The organism is Monashia sp. NPDC004114 (genome assembly GCF_053603855.1).
In genome coordinates this window covers 288176-305314 of record NZ_JBSGGK010000001.1, presented here as the reverse complement: position 1 = coordinate 305314, position 17139 = coordinate 288176, and the positions used below count along the sequence as shown (strand labels likewise).

At 67.6% G+C, this 17139-nt stretch carries 19 protein-coding genes; 11 read left to right on the top strand and 8 right to left on the bottom strand.

The window, feature by feature from the left end:
* Positions 1-8 precede the first annotated feature (8 nt).
* Positions 9-2987, top strand: a complete 2979-nt coding sequence (locus ACWEOW_RS01245; RefSeq protein WP_452267324.1) for an ATP-binding protein — start codon at positions 9-11, stop codon at positions 2985-2987.
* A 35-nt stretch (positions 2988-3022) separates the two neighbouring features.
* On the opposite strand, the gene ACWEOW_RS01240 is transcribed toward ACWEOW_RS01245, so the two are convergent.
* Positions 3023-3979 (bottom strand): alpha/beta hydrolase, encoded by a 957-nt coding sequence (locus ACWEOW_RS01240; RefSeq protein WP_452267323.1) that lies wholly within the window; start codon positions 3977-3979, stop codon positions 3023-3025.
* Positions 3980-4357: 378 nt separating this feature from the next.
* On the opposite strand from ACWEOW_RS01240, the gene ACWEOW_RS01235 reads away from it, so the two are divergent.
* From ACWEOW_RS01235 to ACWEOW_RS01215, 5 genes are all read left to right on the top strand, one after another.
* On the top strand, positions 4358-5134 hold the full coding sequence (locus ACWEOW_RS01235; protein ID WP_452267322.1) for an SDR family oxidoreductase: 777 nt from the start codon (positions 4358-4360) through the stop codon (positions 5132-5134).
* Positions 5135-5928: 794 nt separating this feature from the next.
* Complete coding sequence (locus ACWEOW_RS01230) at positions 5929-6798, top strand: alpha/beta fold hydrolase (protein WP_452267321.1); 870 nt, start codon at positions 5929-5931, stop codon at positions 6796-6798.
* A gap of 186 nt (positions 6799-6984) precedes the next feature.
* Positions 6985-7851, top strand: a complete 867-nt coding sequence (locus tag ACWEOW_RS01225) for an alpha/beta fold hydrolase (RefSeq protein ID WP_452267320.1) — start codon at positions 6985-6987, stop codon at positions 7849-7851.
* Between the two features lie 303 nt (positions 7852-8154).
* Positions 8155-8646, top strand: coding sequence for a sigma-70 family RNA polymerase sigma factor (locus tag ACWEOW_RS01220; protein ID WP_452267319.1), 492 nt, complete (start codon positions 8155-8157; stop codon positions 8644-8646).
* The gene (locus ACWEOW_RS01215; protein WP_452267318.1) at positions 8643-9239 is read left to right on the top strand and encodes a hypothetical protein; all 597 of its coding nucleotides are present in this window, start codon (positions 8643-8645) and stop codon (positions 9237-9239) included. The genes ACWEOW_RS01220 and ACWEOW_RS01215 overlap by 4 nt, the downstream gene beginning before the upstream one ends.
* 386 nt (positions 9240-9625) lie before the next feature.
* Here the strand turns inward: ACWEOW_RS01215 and ACWEOW_RS01210 are convergent, their stop codons facing one another.
* Positions 9626-9784: a hypothetical protein gene (locus ACWEOW_RS01210; protein WP_452267317.1), complete on the bottom strand. Its 159-nt coding sequence runs from the start codon at positions 9782-9784 to the stop codon at positions 9626-9628.
* 647 nt (positions 9785-10431) lie between these two features.
* Between ACWEOW_RS01210 and ACWEOW_RS01205 the strand changes: the two genes are divergently transcribed.
* Together ACWEOW_RS01205 and ACWEOW_RS01200 are read left to right on the top strand one after the other, a co-directional pair.
* Positions 10432-11103, top strand: coding sequence for an alpha/beta hydrolase (locus ACWEOW_RS01205; RefSeq protein WP_452267316.1), 672 nt, complete (start codon positions 10432-10434; stop codon positions 11101-11103).
* Between the two features lie 194 nt (positions 11104-11297).
* Positions 11298-11561, top strand: coding sequence for a three-helix bundle dimerization domain-containing protein (locus ACWEOW_RS01200; protein ID WP_452267315.1), 264 nt, complete (start codon positions 11298-11300; stop codon positions 11559-11561).
* Positions 11562-11689: 128 nt separating this feature from the next.
* Here the strand turns inward: ACWEOW_RS01200 and ACWEOW_RS01195 are convergent, their stop codons facing one another.
* A complete protein-coding gene (locus ACWEOW_RS01195; protein ID WP_452267314.1) occupies positions 11690-12253 on the bottom strand; it encodes a peroxiredoxin family protein in 564 nt (187 codons plus the stop codon).
* 67 nt (positions 12254-12320) lie between these two features.
* Positions 12321-13136 carry a hypothetical protein gene (locus ACWEOW_RS01190; RefSeq protein ID WP_452267313.1) on the bottom strand — a complete coding sequence of 272 codons (816 nt, stop codon included), beginning with the start codon at positions 13134-13136 and terminating at the stop codon, positions 12321-12323.
* A 246-nt stretch (positions 13137-13382) separates the two neighbouring features.
* On the opposite strand from ACWEOW_RS01190, the gene ACWEOW_RS01185 reads away from it, so the two are divergent.
* Entirely contained in the window at positions 13383-14231 is an 849-nt protein-coding gene (locus ACWEOW_RS01185) for an alpha/beta fold hydrolase (protein ID WP_452267312.1), read from the top strand.
* A 264-nt stretch (positions 14232-14495) separates the two neighbouring features.
* On the opposite strand, the gene ACWEOW_RS01180 is transcribed toward ACWEOW_RS01185, so the two are convergent.
* Positions 14496-14681, bottom strand: coding sequence for a muconolactone Delta-isomerase family protein (locus ACWEOW_RS01180; protein WP_452267311.1), 186 nt, complete (start codon positions 14679-14681; stop codon positions 14496-14498).
* Positions 14682-14785: 104 nt separating this feature from the next.
* On the bottom strand, positions 14786-15106 hold the full coding sequence (locus ACWEOW_RS01175; RefSeq protein WP_452267310.1) for a muconolactone Delta-isomerase family protein: 321 nt from the start codon (positions 15104-15106) through the stop codon (positions 14786-14788).
* 276 nt (positions 15107-15382) lie between these two features.
* Here ACWEOW_RS01175 and ACWEOW_RS01170 point away from each other — a divergent pair, with 276 nt between their 5' ends.
* Both ACWEOW_RS01170 and ACWEOW_RS01165 read left to right on the top strand, forming a co-directional pair.
* Positions 15383-15520: a hypothetical protein gene (locus ACWEOW_RS01170; RefSeq protein ID WP_452267309.1), complete on the top strand. Its 138-nt coding sequence runs from the start codon at positions 15383-15385 to the stop codon at positions 15518-15520.
* Positions 15517-15918 carry a nuclear transport factor 2 family protein gene (locus ACWEOW_RS01165; RefSeq protein WP_452267308.1) on the top strand — a complete coding sequence of 134 codons (402 nt, stop codon included), beginning with the start codon at positions 15517-15519 and terminating at the stop codon, positions 15916-15918. Before ACWEOW_RS01170 ends, ACWEOW_RS01165 begins: the two co-directional genes overlap by 4 nt.
* A 16-nt stretch (positions 15919-15934) precedes the next feature.
* On the opposite strand, the gene ACWEOW_RS01160 is transcribed toward ACWEOW_RS01165, so the two are convergent.
* Together ACWEOW_RS01160 and ACWEOW_RS01155 are read right to left on the bottom strand one after the other, a co-directional pair.
* Positions 15935-16693, bottom strand: a complete 759-nt coding sequence (locus ACWEOW_RS01160; RefSeq protein WP_452267307.1) for an SDR family oxidoreductase — start codon at positions 16691-16693, stop codon at positions 15935-15937.
* A complete protein-coding gene (locus ACWEOW_RS01155; protein WP_452267306.1) occupies positions 16690-17103 on the bottom strand; it encodes an FAD-dependent oxidoreductase in 414 nt (137 codons plus the stop codon). Before ACWEOW_RS01155 ends, ACWEOW_RS01160 begins: the two co-directional genes overlap by 4 nt.
* Positions 17104-17139 lie beyond the last annotated feature (36 nt).

The following is a 17139-nucleotide window of genomic DNA, read 5'->3' as shown; positions in this document are numbered from 1 at the left end:
GAGTGGTGATGATCGGAACGCGCCGAGCCTCACAGGCACGAGCTGCGAGCGCGCCCTTGAAGTCCGTAGTCGACCCCGGGGTTTCCACCGATGCGCGGCAGACAGCGCGCCCGTCCGCGGTGTCGGCCACCCGACCCGGCGCGGTATGGACCCGAGACATGCCTTCCGCGAAACTGGTTCTCGCCGGGCGCGCCGCCGAACCGTGCCGACGAAGAATCCGGGATGGCATCTTGCCGATACAGCCACCTCATGAGCCCGCATTCCTGGGGAGGATTGCGGAGCGCAGCGTGCTCGACGGAGTGTTGAATACGGTGCGCGGCGGCCTCGGGTCGGTACTCGTCGTGCGCGGCGAAGCCGGCGTCGGCAAGAGTCGGCTACTTCGGTACTGCATTGAACAGGCAGCGGACTTCCAAGTCGTCGTGGCCACCGGAGTCCAGTCAGAGATGGAGTTGCCATTTGCGGCGCTCCAGCAGCTCTGCGCCCCGCTTCTCGACGGCCTTCCTGCGCTCCCGCCACCACAGCGTGCTGCACTCGAAGTGGCGCTCGGGCTCACCAAGGGAGAGACGCCATCCCGATTCCTGGTCGCACTTGGTGGTCTGAGCCTCCTGTCCGAAGCGGGCGCGACCAGGCCCCTCCTGTGCGTCATCGATGACGCACAATGGCTCGACCGGGCGTCGCAGGAGGCCTTCGGATTCATGGCGCGCAGGCTCCTCGGCGAGTCCGTCGCGGTGGTTTTCGGTATGCGGACTCCGGCGTCTGACGGCAACCTGCGAGGCCTTCCCGTCATGTACCTCGAAGGACTGGATGACGCCGACGCACGTGAGCTGCTGGGATCGGTCATCCTTCGCAGGCTGGACCGGGGCGCGCGGGACCGGCTCCTTGCCGAGGCACACGGCAACCCACTGGCGCTTCTCGAACTTCCCCGCCGACTGAGTCCGTCCCAGCTCCCCGGCGGGGTCGGGCCGCCGGCCGCCGGGGAGCTCGCAGAGTCGATCGAGGATGCCTTCGTCGAGCGACTCCGCAGGCTTCCCTCGAATGCGCAGATGCTCGCCCTCGTCGCGGCCGCGGAACCAGGCGACGATGTCCTCCTTGTCTGGCGAGCCGCGCGCCGACTGTCGCTGGATCCGGAGGCCGCCTCAGTCATTGACGCCGAAGGGCTGTTCACGCTCGACGAGCATGTCCGGTTCAGGCATCCGCTCGTGCGATCCGCCGCCTATCGATCCGCATCGGCCGATGACCGCCGGCGCGCCCATCTCGCCCTTGCAGACTCCTTGGATCGCACCGAGGACGCCGATCGGCACGCCTGGCATCTTGCGGCCGGCACGGTCGGCCCCGACGAACAGGTCGCGAACGAGCTGGAGGCATCAGCCGACCGCGCACAGGCCCGCGGTGGCATGGCCGCTGCCGCCGCATTCCTTCGCCGATCGACCGCCCTGACCGAGGACCCGGCGAGAAGAGCGACGCGCGCAATATCCGCGGCACGCGCCAGTCTGCAGGCCGGCGAGTTCGACATCGCTCTCGAAATACTCGCGCCGGCGGAGAGCTTCAACGATCAACATCTCCAGGTGCATGCCGATCATGTGCGCGGCCTGGTGCTGCTCGCGTCGGGCGAAGCCGGCCTGGCTGCCACCATGCTCCTCGGCGCGGCACGTCAGTTGGATCGCTTCGACCCCCGGCTCGCGCGGGAGGCATATCTCGATGCGTGGAGCGGGGCGTTCTTCGCCGACGGATTCGCGGAGACAACGATGCTCGATGTCGCACAGGCCGCGACCACGTCTTCTCCCCGAAGCGCGGAGCCTGACGGCGTCGAACTGTTCCTCACCGGGATCTCAGGCCTCATGATTCACGGCCGCGCAGCGGCGGCACCCACCCTGCGCCGCGCGGTGCAGGCGCTGCTGAACGAACCGCAGGGTGCGGACAGCGAGATGAGATGGACGGTCATCGCGGCGATCGCATCCATGGAGATATGGGACTTCGAGGGTTGGGTCGCGATAGTGACGACGCGAACACAGGCCGCGCGAGACGCAGGCGCATTGGGCGCGCTGGCGATCGCTTTGACCGGGATGGGCCTGGTGCTGTCATGGTCCGGCGACCTGGCGGGTGCCGATCGCGCCACGACCGAGGCCCAGATGATCAGCGATGCGACTGGGACACAGGTCTCCCAGGCTGGACGGATGCTGCTCGCTGCCTTCCGCGGCAACAGCGAGTCCATGATCTCCATCAAGTCCCAAGGCGCGGATGCGGTCGCGGCTCGACGGGGGGCCTCGGTCCACATCGGGCACTGGGCGATGGCGATCCTCTGCAACAGCCTCAGCCTGTACGACCAGGCGGTCGACGCCGCCCAGAAGGCATGGGAGATGTGGCCCGATCTCTTCGTCTCGGTCTGGTCCATGGTCGAGCTCGCCGAAGCGGCGGTTCGAACTAGTCAGCCCGGCCTCGCCGAGTTGGCAGTGCAGAGAGTCATCGCCAGCACGGACGTATCAGACACCGGCTGGGCGCTCGGCATCGCCGCTCGTTCGAGGGCCTTGATCGCCGAGGGTGTGCAGGCGGAGGCCCTTTATCGTGAGGCGATCCAGCATCTCGAAGCGACAAACCTCCGCCCTGAGCTCGCTCGCGGCCACCTGCTTTACGGCGAGTGGCTCCGACGCCAGGGTCGCCGCGGCGATGCCCGTGCGCAGTTGCGCGTCGCCCACGCGATGTTCTCGGACATGGGCGCCGAAGCGTTCGCGGAGCGCAGCAGGCTCGAGCTTCTCGCGGCCGGCGCCGGGCCAGAGAAGCGGGCCGAGCGCCGGACGGATGAGCTCACGGTCCAGGAGATCCACATCGCACGTCTGGCCGCCGACGGGCACACCAACGCGCAGATCGGGAGCGAGCTCTATCTCAGCCGGCACACGATCGAGTGGCATCTGCGGAAGGTGTTCGACAAGCTGGACATCGGTTCACGGTGGGAGCTCCGTGGCGCGTTGGCCGACCGCGGCCTGGAGTGAACGCCCAATGCGCTGTCCGCCCTGATTTCGGCCAGTCACGGCTGATAGCGGGCGAAGGCGTCCCGCAGCGCAGCCGCCGCCTGCGCGACAGCGGCGCTCGTCGCGGCCGAGGGCCGGAGCGGGTTGAGCATCATGAAGTCGTGGATCGTGGCGTCGTAGCGCAGCAGTGTTGTGCGGACGCCGGCCTCGATGAGCCGACGCCCGTAGGCCTCGCCCTCATCGCGCAGGACGTCATTCTCGTCGACGATCACGAAAGCCTCCGGGAGACCAGCCAACTCCTCGAGCGGGGCACGCAGCGGTGAGGCGGTGACGTCCGTCCGTGCGTCGGGATCGGGAAGGTAGCAGTCCCAGAACCATGCCATCGCGTCAGCCCGCAGGTGAAAGCCCTCGGCGAACTCGCGGTAGCTGGTAGTAGCCATCCCCGCGTCCGTGACCGGGTAGTACAGCGACTGATGGATGAACCGCACGTCGCCTCGCCTCTTTGCGAGGATCGCGAGAACGGCGGCCATGTTCCCCCCGACGGAGTCCCCGGCGATGGCCATCCGCGTGGCGTCGAGATCGTGCTCGGCTCCGGACTCGATCACCCAGCGAGCTGTCGCGTAGGCCTGTTCGATCGCGACGGGATGCCGAGCCTCCGGCGATCGGGTGTACTCGACGAAGGCCACGGCAGCATCCGCCCCGACGGCCAGCTCGCGCACGAGCCGGTCGTGGGTGCCCGCACTGCCGAGGACCCACCCGCCTCCGTGCGTGAAGAGCACCACGGGCAGAGGCCCGGACACACCCGCCGGTCGAACGATCCGGACCTGCACCTCACCCAGCTCTGCCTGAACCGTCACCCACTCCTCGTCGATGTCGAGCAGGTCGACCGGTGCGGCCTGCACGTCATCGAGAACCTTGCGGGCATCGGCCACACCGAGCTCGGATATGAATGGGGGCTTGGCGGCGGCGTCGGCGAACACCTGGGCTTCGGGCTGAAGGACGTGTTCGGTCATGATCTGCTCCTTAGTGGGGATCCGGCGCGCGAAGTCTGCGCTCATTTGTGTCGACCGGGCATCGGATCATGCTGTGACAGACCCGCACGTTCAGGGTGAATAGGTTCCCGCCAGTCTGCTTGGACGGCGCCTTGCGGACCGGGATCGGCTGGTCAGCGGGGTGGCTGATCGGGGGCGCGAGCGGCAGCCCTCGCGAGGCACCGGGACAACCGGCAGTCCCTGAACCAGCCCCCGTTGTGTTCCAACTCCGGACCACTGCATGTGCTGTGCGCACCGCATTCCGTGCATGCAGATGTGACGACGAGCGTCACGAACGCGACGGCTATGCGGTCGGTGCTTGTGACGCGAAGCCAAGTCGCCGCAAGGGAAGGAACAAACATGAACATCGTCGTCATCGGGGGCACCGGCCTCATCGGATCGAGGGTCGTCGAGCTCATGAACGGGCATGGGCATTTCGCCTTCGCCGCCTCGCCGAACTCGGGCGTGAACACCATCACAGGCGAGGGGCTTCCCGGCGCATTCGAGGGGGCCGACGTCGTGGTCGACGTCTCGAACTCGCCGTCCTTCGCCGACGACGACGTGATGGCGTTCTTCACCACGTCGACCCGCAACCAGCTCGACGCCGAGAATGCCGCCGGCGTCCGGCACCACGTCGCACTCTCGATCGTCGGAGCCGACCGTCTGCCGAACGCGGGATACCTGCGCGCGAAGGTCGCCCAGGAGCGGGTCATCCGTGACTCGGGCCAGCCGTTCACCATCGTCCGTGCGACCCAGTTCTACGAATTCGCGACCCGCATCGGCGACGAGGTCACGGCAGATGGCGTCGCCCGTGTGAGCACCGGGCTGATGCAGCCGACAGCCGCCGCAGATGTGTCCCTCGCGGTCGCGAGAGCAGCGTGGAGCGACCCTGTCGGCGGCATCATCGAGACCGGCGGTCCGGAGCAGATCACCCAAGACGAGTTCGTGCGCCGGGCCTATGCCGCCCGGGGGGACCACAGGGTCGTCGTCGGTGACCCCTCGGCGTCATACTTCGGGACGCTCCTGCGGGGAAACGAGCTGACGCCCGGACCGGACGCACGCCTGTCGACCTTGACATTCGACCAGTGGGTCGCCGGCCAGAAGTGGCTCGCGGGCCGATCGATGGCGGCGAAGTAGGCGATCATGCGCGTCGCGGTGATCGGCGGCACAGGGCTCATCGGATCCCGTCTGTCCGCGGCTCGAAGCCTCCGGACACGGCGTGGTCGTCGCGCTCCGTGCGACCGGTGTCGAGACGCTGGTGGACGTGTCCGATTCCGGCGACCTCGTTGAGGCCGCCGTGAACGAGTTCTTCTACGGCTCGACCCTCAATCCGATCGCCTACAGGGCGGCGGCCGGAGTCGCTCATCATGTCGCGCTGTCCGGTGTGGGCACCGAGCGGCTCGCGCGCTCAGAAGGCCGATACTTCGCCGCAAAGGCAGCGCAGGAGCCTCTCGTTTGCGCATCCGATCGGCCGTCCACGATCGTGCATGCCACGCAGTTCTACGAGTTCATCCCACTGATCGCGGATGCCGGAACCGATCGGGACGTCGTGCGGCTGGCGACGGCCCCTCATCCAGCCGATCTTCGCCGACGAAGTCGCCGAGGACGAAGCGCGCAACACCATGGTCGAATTCGCAGGACCCGAGCGACTCCGGCTCGACGATCTCGTGCACCGAAACCTGAGGGCACGCTCCGACACGAGGGTCTCGTCATCGACCCGCTCGCCCGTAACTTCGGCATCGACCCCGGGGAGCGGGCGCTCCTTCCCGGTCGAGGGCGCCACTCTCACCTCGACGACCAATTACGAATGGATAGAAGCAGGCGACCGTGCTGTCGACCCCCTCACCGAGAGGTGGACGTCACCCCAGCGCGATCCAATCCGCGCGGCGACCCCGCCGCACCCCCCGCCACGCAGGACAAGGAGAGCAACCATGAACGGTGCAGCATCGCATTCCGCTCCCGACACGATCGTGCTGATCCACGGGTTCTGGGTCACCCCGCGCAGCTGGGAGAACTGGAAGGCGCACTATGAAACCCGGGGTTTCCACGTGCTCACCCCGGCATACCCCGGCCTTGAGGTCGAGGTCGAGGCTCTACGCGCAAATCCGACACCGATCGAGCAGCTCAGTGTTCCGCGGATCATCGGGAGCCTGGAGGAACTGATCGGAGGTCTCGACAAGCCGCCGATCATCATGGGCCACTCTGCCGGGGGCGCCTTCACCCAGATCCTCCTCGATCACGGGTGCGGCGCTGCCGGCGTTGGAATCAACTCAGCTCCGACGGAGGGCGTGAAGGTGATCCCGTTCTCAGAGATCAAGTCGTCTTTCCCCGTTCTGAAGAACCCCGCGAACCGGCACAAGGCGGTCGGCCTCACGCCCAAGCAGTGGTTCGAGATCTTCGCGAACACGATGACCCAGGCGGAATCGCTCGCGCTATACGATCGGTACCACATCCCGGCATCGGGTGCGATCTTCTGGGGCAGCGCCCTCGCGAACATCCACCCTGGCCACGATGACACATACGTCAACTACCACAACGATGCCCGGGCCCCCCTGCTGCTCATCTCCGGACGGCAGGATCCGCTCTTCCCGCCGAGGGTCGGGCATTCGAACGTGAATCATTACAAGTCGAACACCATCACCGAGATCATCGAATTCGACGGACCGCACCTGCTGCCGGCAGTGCCCCACTGGAAGACGATCGCAGACTTTGCCCTGGATTGGGCGCTGAACCCTACGGTCAACGACGCGGCGCATGCCTGGCCGGTGGATGGGTCCGATACCGAGATCCGTCGCGACTGACATGTCCGGAATCCCGGAGGGATGGGCCCCCGATCCGTAGGGGTGTCACGCAGACCTACTCCGCCCGGTCGGTTAGGTGAGTCGATCTCCTGAGGGTCGGCTCGTCCAGAACCCGAAACTGCCGATGCGATGAAACGGTCGCGGCAGCCCATCGGGTCGATTCAACGGAGAACTGGAGGAAGCGACATGAACACAGACAACGCGGATGCCGTGCAGCATCCGGGGAGACGGCGCCGCTGGGCGACAGCGACCGTACTGGCAGTCCTGGTCACGGGCGTGGCCTTGACGACGGCTGCGGCCAGCCCCACCGCCGCGACGGTCGGTGCGGGGCAGCCGCCGAAGCCCACTGTTGTGCTCGTGCATGGCGCCTGGGCAGACGCTTCGAGCTGGAGCGGTGTCGCGTCCCGCCTCCAGGCCGACGGCTACACCGTCCGGGCGATCCCCAACGAACTGCGTTCGCTCTCCGGCGACGCAGCCTCGGTCCGGGCTTTCATCGACACACTGTCGGGTCCCGTCGTCCTGGTCGGACACTCGTACGGTGGCGCTGTGATCACCAACGCCGCGACGGGTGCCGCAAATGTCAAAGCGCTGGTCTACGTCAACGCGTTCGCCCCGGACGCCGGGCAGTCCCCGGCCCAGCTGCTGGGGCCGGACTCGGCGTTGTCTGCGGATCCGACGACAGTCTTCGACTTCGTTCCTGCCACGCTCCCGCCGGGGCCCAACACCGACCTATACCTGAAGAAGTCGATCGTGTTCGACTCATTCGCCCCAGGTCTGAGCTCGGCGGACAAGCTCATGGCCTGGGCGACCCAACGACCCGCAGCGCTGGGCGGTCTCGGCGAGGTCTCGGGTGAACCCGCATGGCGCACGATCCCGTCGTGGTATCTCATCGGCCTGCAGGACAAGATCATCCCCCCGAGCGCGCAGCGCGCAATGGCCCTGAACGCAGGCGCGACCATCAGCGATTACTCCGCCGGTCATCTTGGGCTCATGACCGACCCCGGCACGGTCACCCGCATCATCGAGAGGGCCGCGAAGACGGTGACTCGCTGACGGCGGCGAAGCAATGCGAGCGCGGCGTCCGCCATCAGGAGGGCGCCGCGCCTTCAGGGTAATGCTGCACCTGTGACAGGGCGTCCCGAAGCTGCCGCGCTAGCCAGTGCGGTTCGCGAAGTCTCATGGCTCGGACGTTAGGCGATCAATGGCCGCGGGGTGTCGGTGCGTCCTCATTGGCCGCTGGTCGCCTGGTCGATGTTACCGATGTCGGTGGCTCCTCAAATGGGCCTTATGCGCCGGCGGCGGAAGGTCAGACTGGGGACAGGTAAGTGAGCCAGTCGCTGAAAGCGTGTTACCTACGTGAGCACCTTGACCTTCGAGTCGTTCTACGCGCGGGACCGGGACCCGTGCCTGCGGGTAGTCACGGCTTCGTGCGCGGATCGGGCTCTGGCGGAGGACCTGGTGGCCGAGGCGTTCGCTCGCGCCTGGCTGCACTGGGCGAAGGTCAGCCGGCACCCGAATCCTGCGGCGTGGGTCGTGCGAACCGCACTCAACGAGCGGGTCTCGCAGTGGCGCAAGCGTCGCCGCGAGATCCCGCACGAGACTCCGCCGCGGCACTCACCGGCTCCGGAGGTCGCCGACGCAGACGCCGAGGTGGCGGCAGCCTGGCAAGCCCTCCCGCGGCGCCAGCGCGAGGTGATCGCGTGCCGGATCTTCCTGGATCTCGACACGGCCGAGACCGCACGTGTACTGGGGATCACACCCGGCACCGTGACCGCGCATCTGCACCGCGGTGTGACCGCGATGCGCCAGTCCCTTACCCCTGTCGACTCCCAGGATGTGCCCCGATGAACGATGACCTGCTGCTCGCGAAGATCGAGAGTGTCGCGAACCCGGTGATGCGGACCCCGGTCGAGGCCGTCGTGGCCCGCGGTCGCCAGCTGCGGCGCCGTCGCCGGCTCGCTGCGACCGGCGTGGTGGGCGTGACCGCTCTGGCGTTGGCGCTCGTGGCTCCCGTGTTCCTGCCCGCGTCCGGTCCGTTCGGTACGCCGTCCGCCTGGGCCGTCGATAAGGCTGAGGACGGTGTCATCACCATCACCGTCCGCGAGATGTCCGATGCCGCCGGTCTTCAGGCATCCCTGCTCGCTCACGGGCTGTCAGCTCATGTCGAGTTCGGATCCGATGCGTGCGTGTACTACGACACGACCAGCTCTCGGATCCCAGTTCCCCACGGCGTGACCGGCAAGATCGTGTCCGGCTCGGACGAGGCGGTCATGGTGATCCAGCCCTCGGCTCTGCCGTCGGGCACGACCCTGAACCTGTGGGTCTTCCCGCGACCTGGCGCGGGGGGCCAGGTCGCCGGGCTCACCGTCCGAGCGAACCTCGTCGACGACTCCACCACGAGCTGCATCCCTGCCGCGCAGGTACCCGAGCCGCAGAAGTGATCGGTGCACCGTGACGGCGGAACGGGCACCACGAACGACTCGTCAAGCCCACCCCGCCATGTGGTGAAGCTCCCCGCCGAGCGCGGGTGCCGCCCTCCGGTCGGGCGGGCGACGCAGCTGACCCACGGTCCCACCTGGCGAGCGACACAAACAGTGAGCCCTTGCAAAGGGGAACGCGTGGTCGCGGTGTCGATTCAACGTCCGCTCATGGCCGCGATCCGGCCTGTCGAATAGCGGCTGTTTGATCGATGCCCGCGGGTGCGGGATGAGATGCTCCCTTAGCCGGCGGAAATGCTGCAATTGCGCCCGCGTGCGAACGCTTCATGTACAGCCGCGCGAACGCACGCAAGGTCGTCGAGTGTCGGGTGCCTCCCACGTCGTGGTGATCAGTCACCCAAAGATCGTCGCGACCTGTCGACCGGGATGCTGAACATCGTGAAGATCCCGCGGACAATCAGGACCACCCCGACGAAGACGACGAGGCCGTCCACGGTCCACTGGGCGAACACGATGACGGCGCCGGCGAACAGCGAGGTGCGCATCATGAGCGACGACCGATCGGTGCAACTGGTGTCCCCGCCCTCAATGCCAGCATGTGGCGTCGATCCAGCGGAGTCGCAACGTGACCCGAGCCCACCGCGATGGGTCCCCGCGGGTCCGGCGACACAGCGGCGGGAATACCGTGACATTGCCCGCGGCATACGTACACGATCATGTTGAGCTCGGCTACGCCACCACCCACACCGCGCCCAGGGACGCATCGTCGACACCCCACGCCTCCATCAGCTGCACCACTGCCGCGAACCGCACTATGTGATGGCCACCCGGGGCGCGAGTGGAATCAGCCCCACATCGACACCGCCTGCGACCCTGACCTTGCCACCGCCCACGACCAGATCGAGCCGCTTGACCCGGTCGATGTCCTCCAAGGCGTGCTCGCCACGCCCCGCGCCGACACTCCGCCACCGCCACCCGCATCGACGAACGCGACACCGCCGCGAGCGCGACGAGCGTCGCCGAAGGAGCCGCACTCCTAGACACCCGACGGCACGACCGATAGGAGCGCATCCTCATCAGCATCGGAGCCACGCCGGAGGACATCGACCACGCCAAGAACACCTTCTTGGGCGTTCGAGCGTGAGCGATGCGACGATTCGGGAGGCCGAGGCTGGCGGATCGGGGTGGTGAGGGCGTGGATGGTCATGACGGGGGCAGCTCACCTGTGGGCGAGTTCGTCACCGAGCATTTCGCGTACGACGATGGACGTGACGTGACGGTGTATGTCCCGCCGCATCAGCCCGAGGCGATCGTGTTCGCCGGTGACGGTCGGGCCACCTCGCGCTGGGGCGCGGCCCTGGAGACGCTCGACCTGCCGTCCACGATGGTCGTCGGAGTGCACAGCTCGAGCGATGAGCAGCTGCGGCTCTACGAGTACTCGCCAGGTTTCGACCCGGAACGGTTCGGTGCCCACGAGAGGTTCGTCCTGGACGACGTCCGAGGTTGGGTCCGGGCGAGGTTTGGCCTCAAGCTGCCTGTCGCGCGCACGGCGGCGCTCGGCGTCTCGGCGGGTGGAGAGCTGGCGCTCGCGCTGGGCTTGCGACATCGTGAGGTCTTCGGCGCCGTGTTCTGCTCGTCGGTGGGCGCGGGTTACCGCCCGCCTGAGCAGATGCCCGTGCCGCTTCCTCGTGCCTACCTGGTTGCCGGAACGCAGGAGCCGTTCTTTCTCGACAACACGACACGCTGGGCAACGGCCCTGCGCGACGCGGGCGGTGACGTCGTCATGATAGAGCGAACCGGCCAGCACGGCGACGCGTTCGCACAGCAGGAGTTCCCGCTGATGGTGGCGTGGGCGTTCACCGGATGACGCGATCCCAACATCCGCTTCTGGCTCCCTTGTGTGTGTCAAGACGCCGTCCGCAGCGGGCGCGAGCGAGATCCCCCGCTGTCGGCGCGGTCGGGCTTGTGCGAGCGAGCGATCAGGTTGCCGCAACAGTTGTGTCATGCGAGCCCGATCCCGGTCGTCTGGGGGAGTCGGCGAATCCGCATGAGTCGAGGGCGATGGAGGAGGTCGTCGCTCGGCTGAGCGAGCGATTTCCCGGCGTCGCCCTCGAGGTGATTGAGGCCGCGGTCAGGGTTGCACACGAAGGGCTCGAGGGTCCGGTTCGTGACTACGTTCCGGTCCTGGTCGAGCACGCGGCCCGCGATCGCATCGCTGCTTTCGCGGACCGGCCGGACTCGCCCCAGGCGGAACGGGCTGATTCACGCGCCGATCTCGAGATGGCCTCGGAAGAGGTCGACGAGGACGAAACGGGGCCATCCTGACCAGGTGCGAGCGCCTCGGGCACCCGAGGGAGTCGCGCGTCTCTAGGCGCGTCATGCCTGCCTGTCGACGCCTTTCGTCTCGCGATCCGCGGCGATGCCCGCCCACTCCTCCTCGATCCGCTCGGGTGTCACTTGCTCCACCCATGGAAGGACGACAGCTCGACGGCATCCCAGGCACCCCGTAGGCCTGGCTTGGCCAGATCCGAGTCGGGGCGCGACTCCGCACTGGCCTCGCGCAGATCCTGCCCCTCCATCACCGAAGGTCGGCCCCAGAACCAGTAACCGCTGTAAACCTTGAGGACCACCATCCCCGGCTTCAGGACAAACGTGTGCGGGATCATCGGGTTGTGCTCGGGGTCGGTGTACTCCACGATGTCGAGATTCTGTTGGACGATCCGACCCGGATCCTCCAAGAACGGCCATTGCGCTCCGACGGAGGCACGGAACTCCTGACTGGTGCGGTGCTCGTCGGTCGAGATCGTCGCGATCTGGGTGTAAGCCACGGCGATCTTCGGGTAAAACGCCGCGAGCTCGAGGTGCTGCTGGTGCTCCATGGGGCAGTAGTGGCCCCGGGCAAGCGTGAGGATCATGGCGTCCTCACCCTGGATGTCGCTCAGTCTTCGCATGGTGCTCGTCTCGTCGGGCAGTTCGTAGTCCGGGAATGTGGCGCCGGGCCTGATGTCGGATCGCATCGCATCTCCTGTTGCTGGTGAGAGAGAGTTCTCCTGTCAGGGGGTCAGGGGGTCAGGGGTCAGCGGGTCAGCGGGTCAGGGGGTCAGGGCTATCCGGGCCGTCGGCCCGAATGGGTTGTTGATGCCGGTCCGGTACGAGCAGGACCGGACTTGTGGCCGATCGGACGAATGCTTGAGCCCATGGTCGGAGCCTGCGCCGGAACGGTCCGCGTCGACGCCGCCGCTGTGGGAGCACGACCAGAGCGGCGGCCTCCGAAGCGGTGGCTAGTTCGCCTTCGAGCGGCCCGGTCACAGCGATCGGGTGCACGACGACGTCCGGATACCGCCGCTGCCACTGGGCCAGCCTGTAACGTGCCTCCGCACTGAGAAGCAGTGCGGTCAGGTCTACGCTCCGTTGCCGCGCCTCGCCGAACGCCGCATCCATGGCAGTCTCGGACGCGCGCGCTCCGTCGTAGACCACCACGACCCGCCCTGCTGACGGTCCTCGATGCCCATCACCGACAAGCTGCACCACGACCACCCGACCGCGCGAGTGGCGCAGCAGCTTGGCGAGTGTGCGGCCATCCGACCCCGATCCTGGATGTCCCAGAACCACGAGTGCGCTCGGCGGCACATTCTGCAACACAGCGGACGCCAGGGAGCCTGGCACGATCTGTGTGCTCACCGCGACCTCCGGCGCGATGTCGTGGACGCGAGCCGCCGCTTCGCGCACAACTGTCGAGGCGGCATCGATCGTATGCCCATCAACGACGCCGACCGGGACGAACGGATCGAAGATGGAGGGGACGTGGAACGCGTGCACGATGCTAAGTGCCGCCCCCTGAACCGATGCCTGCGCGGCCGCCCAGTCCAGTGCGTCAGTGCGCTCGCTTGCTCCATCCACCCCTACCACCACCAGCGGCGTGAGACGTGCCGCAGGAGCCGCTCGGGCCGGAGTTCCGAGTCCAGGTGAAGTACTCATCGCGAATCTCCTCGTCTCGACTGCAGATCCGACGCTGCGTTGCATCCCACGTTCGCGCCGCTGGCCGCTGCTCGCACCGGTAAGACCCACGGGCCTCATGCCCGGGACCCCCGGGTGTTCGTAAGCCAGGGCAAATCACGGGTGCCAACGGTTGCTGACTCGGAGACCGTGGGGTTCGACACAGACGTGTCGTCCCCCTTGAAGAGGAGCAGAAACATGACGACTTCTTCCCGCACCATCCGCCGGCCTTTGCTTGCTGCCTTGGCTGGTCTCCTTCTCCTCCTGACCCTGGCGTCGGCTGCGGTCGGACAGTCGACCCAGCACGCTCCGAAGCCGACGATCGTCCTGCTGCATGGTGCTTTCGCCGACGGGGGTAGCTGGTCCGAAGTAACGAGCCGGCTGCAGCGCGACGGCTATCCCGTGGTCGTCCCGGCGGTGCCGCTGCGTGGCATCGCCTCGGATGCTGCGTATCTGCGTGGCGTGCTTGACGGCCTCCCGGGACCGAAGGTCCTTGTCGGCCATTCCTATGGCGGCGCGCTGGTCAGCCAGCTCGCGGACGCCCCAGGAGTCACGTCCCTGGTCTACGTGGCGGCGTTCATCCCGCGCGCCGGTGAGACTCTCGGTGCCTTGAATGCGCAGTTCCCGGGTAGCCAGATCGGTCCGAACACGACAACCACGATCGTTTACCCGGGAGGTGTCGATGTGGCCATGAAGCAGGAATCGTTCCCGGCGGTGTTCGCGGAAGACCTGCCGGCTCGCCTTGCCGCGTCCTTGGCCGCGTCCCAACGTCCCGTCGCAGGCAGTGTTTTCACGGAAACGGTGCCCTCGAGCGCGCCCGCGTCGATCCCGGCCTACGCGGTGATTCCGACGGGTGACCGCGCAATCCCACCGGCTGCCGAGCGATTCATGGCCTTCAGGGCAGATGCACGTGTCGTCGAGATCGCCGGTGCTTCACACCTCGTGGCCCTGTCTCACTCCGCAGAGGTGGCACGTGTGATCGAGGAAGCTGCCCAGTGATCCGTGCCTAGCCATCTACCGGGAAGGTGCATCTGGCCTCGTTCCTTCCCGGCAACGGTGGGCTCCAGAGAGCCTGCCTGGCAATCGCTGTGTGAAGCCACCGGGACCTCATCCCTGCGCGCTTCCTCTGGAGGAAGGGGCCATCAGGTGAAGGCAATCCATAGGAGACGGTCCCGCGGAAACGACCAGTGAGCTCGCACGTCGCCGAGCCAGCTCGCCTTGTCTGCTTCAGGTTGCGCACGAACATGAGGTGCGGACCGGGGCCTAGCCTCCGAACGGGCGCGCCGGGTCGCTCGGGTGCACTGACAACGGCCTCGTCGCAACCTCGAGCCAGGCAATCATGGGAAGCGATTCGAGATCCGCCTGCAGCGCTTCGGCGGAGGCAGCGGCCCAGAGCCCGGCGCAAGCCCCTCCCCGGGAAGCATCCACAACCTGGCAGCCGGCCCTCATCGGCCAGTTCCGCCTTACGACGCGCCTCGGCCGCGTTCGCGGAATAGATCTCTTCCGCCGTCGCATCGGGCGGAAGAACGAAGGTGAACCAGGTGAAGAACTCGCTACCCGGAACAGCCGTCCTGGCCCCCGGGCGACCTGCCGGATCGTTGCCGTGCTCCCGCAGCGCGGGTCACGACATCGGTCCGCCAGGCGCGCAACGGCATAGACGCGAGTACCTTCTCCAGCGTCTCGCCATCGGGCGCGGCGAACAGCCCATAGGTACGCCATTGCCCCGGTTCAAGTGGCGGTCGCCACAGTCTCAGGAGATGACCCTCATCGACCAGCTGCGCAGCCCGCGCCGCCTCGCGGGCCCGCATTTGGGCGACCTGGTCCTCCGGGGTGCCGGTCGGGACCACCGTGGTCATGGTCACGAGGAACTCCATCACTCGACCTCCTGAACGCCGTTTCAGATCGTGCGTCAACAAAACATCAAGGACTCCAAGGGGATTCCCGGAACCTGATCCGAGTCGGTTGAGGCAACAGCGGTGTCGTGAGCGAGCCCGAACCCGGTCGTCTGGGCGAGTTCCCGAGTCCTCGCGAGTCGAGAGCACCGGAGCTTGTGCGGGACGCTGGTCGTATGCCGTGGGCACCTGAGCTGTCCAGCGTTCCGGCGCTCGAGCGGGCTTCGCGGGCGCCGACGACGCGAGGAGCTCGTTGCGGTGCCGTTCTTCTCCGGGCTCATGGCTGGAGAGCTCGACGCGCTGGTGGACTCCTTCGCGGGAGAGCCCGGGGTGCACGACCCGGTCCGGGGGCGGATCAGGGGCGTCCGGGCATTCGAGTCCTACGTCCGAGAATGACGGCATGGTTCAGCCGGGAAGAGGTGTCCGTCGAGTACATCGGGCATGTCGTTCCTTCAGGCGCTCTCGGGGGCGACCTTGCCGCCGTCGTCGACACGTTCGAACCTGACGCCTTCGTGCGCCAACCGTCGAGCCCCCGCGACGAGGGCCATGGCCGAGACGCCGTTCGCGCCTTTCACGCGCAGCTGCTCACTCGCAGCGGCGGCATAGGGTGGGACGGGTGCGCCGTCGTCGACGACGGGCAGACCTGCGCCTTGGAAGGCAACCTCGTCGGCTGGGGAACGGTCGAGCTGGCGCCGCAGGCGGCGCTCGGCGTCTTCGCACGCGGGGACACCGGGAGGCTCGCCGCGCTGCGGCTCTACGACGACGTCGGCGTGTCGGTCACCTCGTTCGGGTAGGTCACGAGTCGTCGGCTCAGGAGAGCAGCTGTTGGCCACCATCGATGTCGTAGGTCGCCCCGGTCAGCGCGGTGTTGGCCATGAGGTGGACCGCGAGCGCGGCGACGTCGGCAGGTTGGACCACACGTCCGATCGGCAGGGTGTCTCGCAGCTGGGCGCGCCGCTGGTCCAGGTGGTCTCCGAGCAGCGACGCCGACAGGGGGGTGTCGACGAAGCCGGCGGCGATGAGGTTGACCCGGATCGGGGCGACCTCGAGAGCCAGGCTCGCGGTCAGCGCCTGGAGCGCCACGGTGCCGGCCGCGATGACGCTGAGACCGATGCCCGGGCGCCGACCACCGGTGCCGCCCATGAAGATCAGCGTGCCGCCGGGTCGGACCCGGCCGACCGCGTTGCGTGCGACGCCGAGCATCAGCACCGGATGTGCGGTCATCGCCTGGCGGACCTCGTCGAGGTCCATGTCGGCGAGAGGGGAGTAGTACGGTCGACCCGCAGTCACCATCACGTGGTCGACGGGACTCGTGAGCCCGGCGAAGAACGCGTCGAGTGCAGCGTCGTCGTGGGCGTCGAAGGCCGAGGTCGACTGGGCGCCCACCTGCTCGGCGGCATACGCCAGCTTCTGGGGGTCGCGTCCGGTCAGGATGACCTGGGCGCCCGCGGCGCGCGCTCGCTGCGCGGTCGCGAGCCCGATGCCGGCGCTGCCGCCGATCACGACGACGGTCTGCCCGAGCAGCTCTGACGCGTGCGGGGGTGCCTGGTTGGTCGAGTCGTCCGTCATGGCGTCCCTCGACCGGCGGCCGGAGCTCGCGGAACCCCGGAGCGGCGGTGCGCTTCGATGTTCTGGCGTAGATCCTTCAGGGCTGCGGTGCCCCGCAGCAGCTGGATGCCGTTGTCGGCCAGCCAGCGCTCCTGGCCCGCGTCGGTGTGGTCCGAGACCATGAAGTCGCGCCAGGCCAAGGCCCGCTCGACGTCGACGGCCGCCGTCGACTCGGCGTCACGCGCTGCGTGGACCGCCTCACCGGGGCGAAGGAGCGTCCTGGACGGAATGCAGGCCCAGTAGGAGCACTCCCCGCCGACCAGCTCAGGCTCCACGACAGCGACGCGGAGGCCGCCCTCGGCCAGCGCGCCGGCACAGTGCTCGCCCGGCGAGCCGCCGCCGATGACGATAACGTCGAAGTCGCCGCTCATCTTGCGCCTCGTTCCGTTCGGTCCCAACCCAGTGCG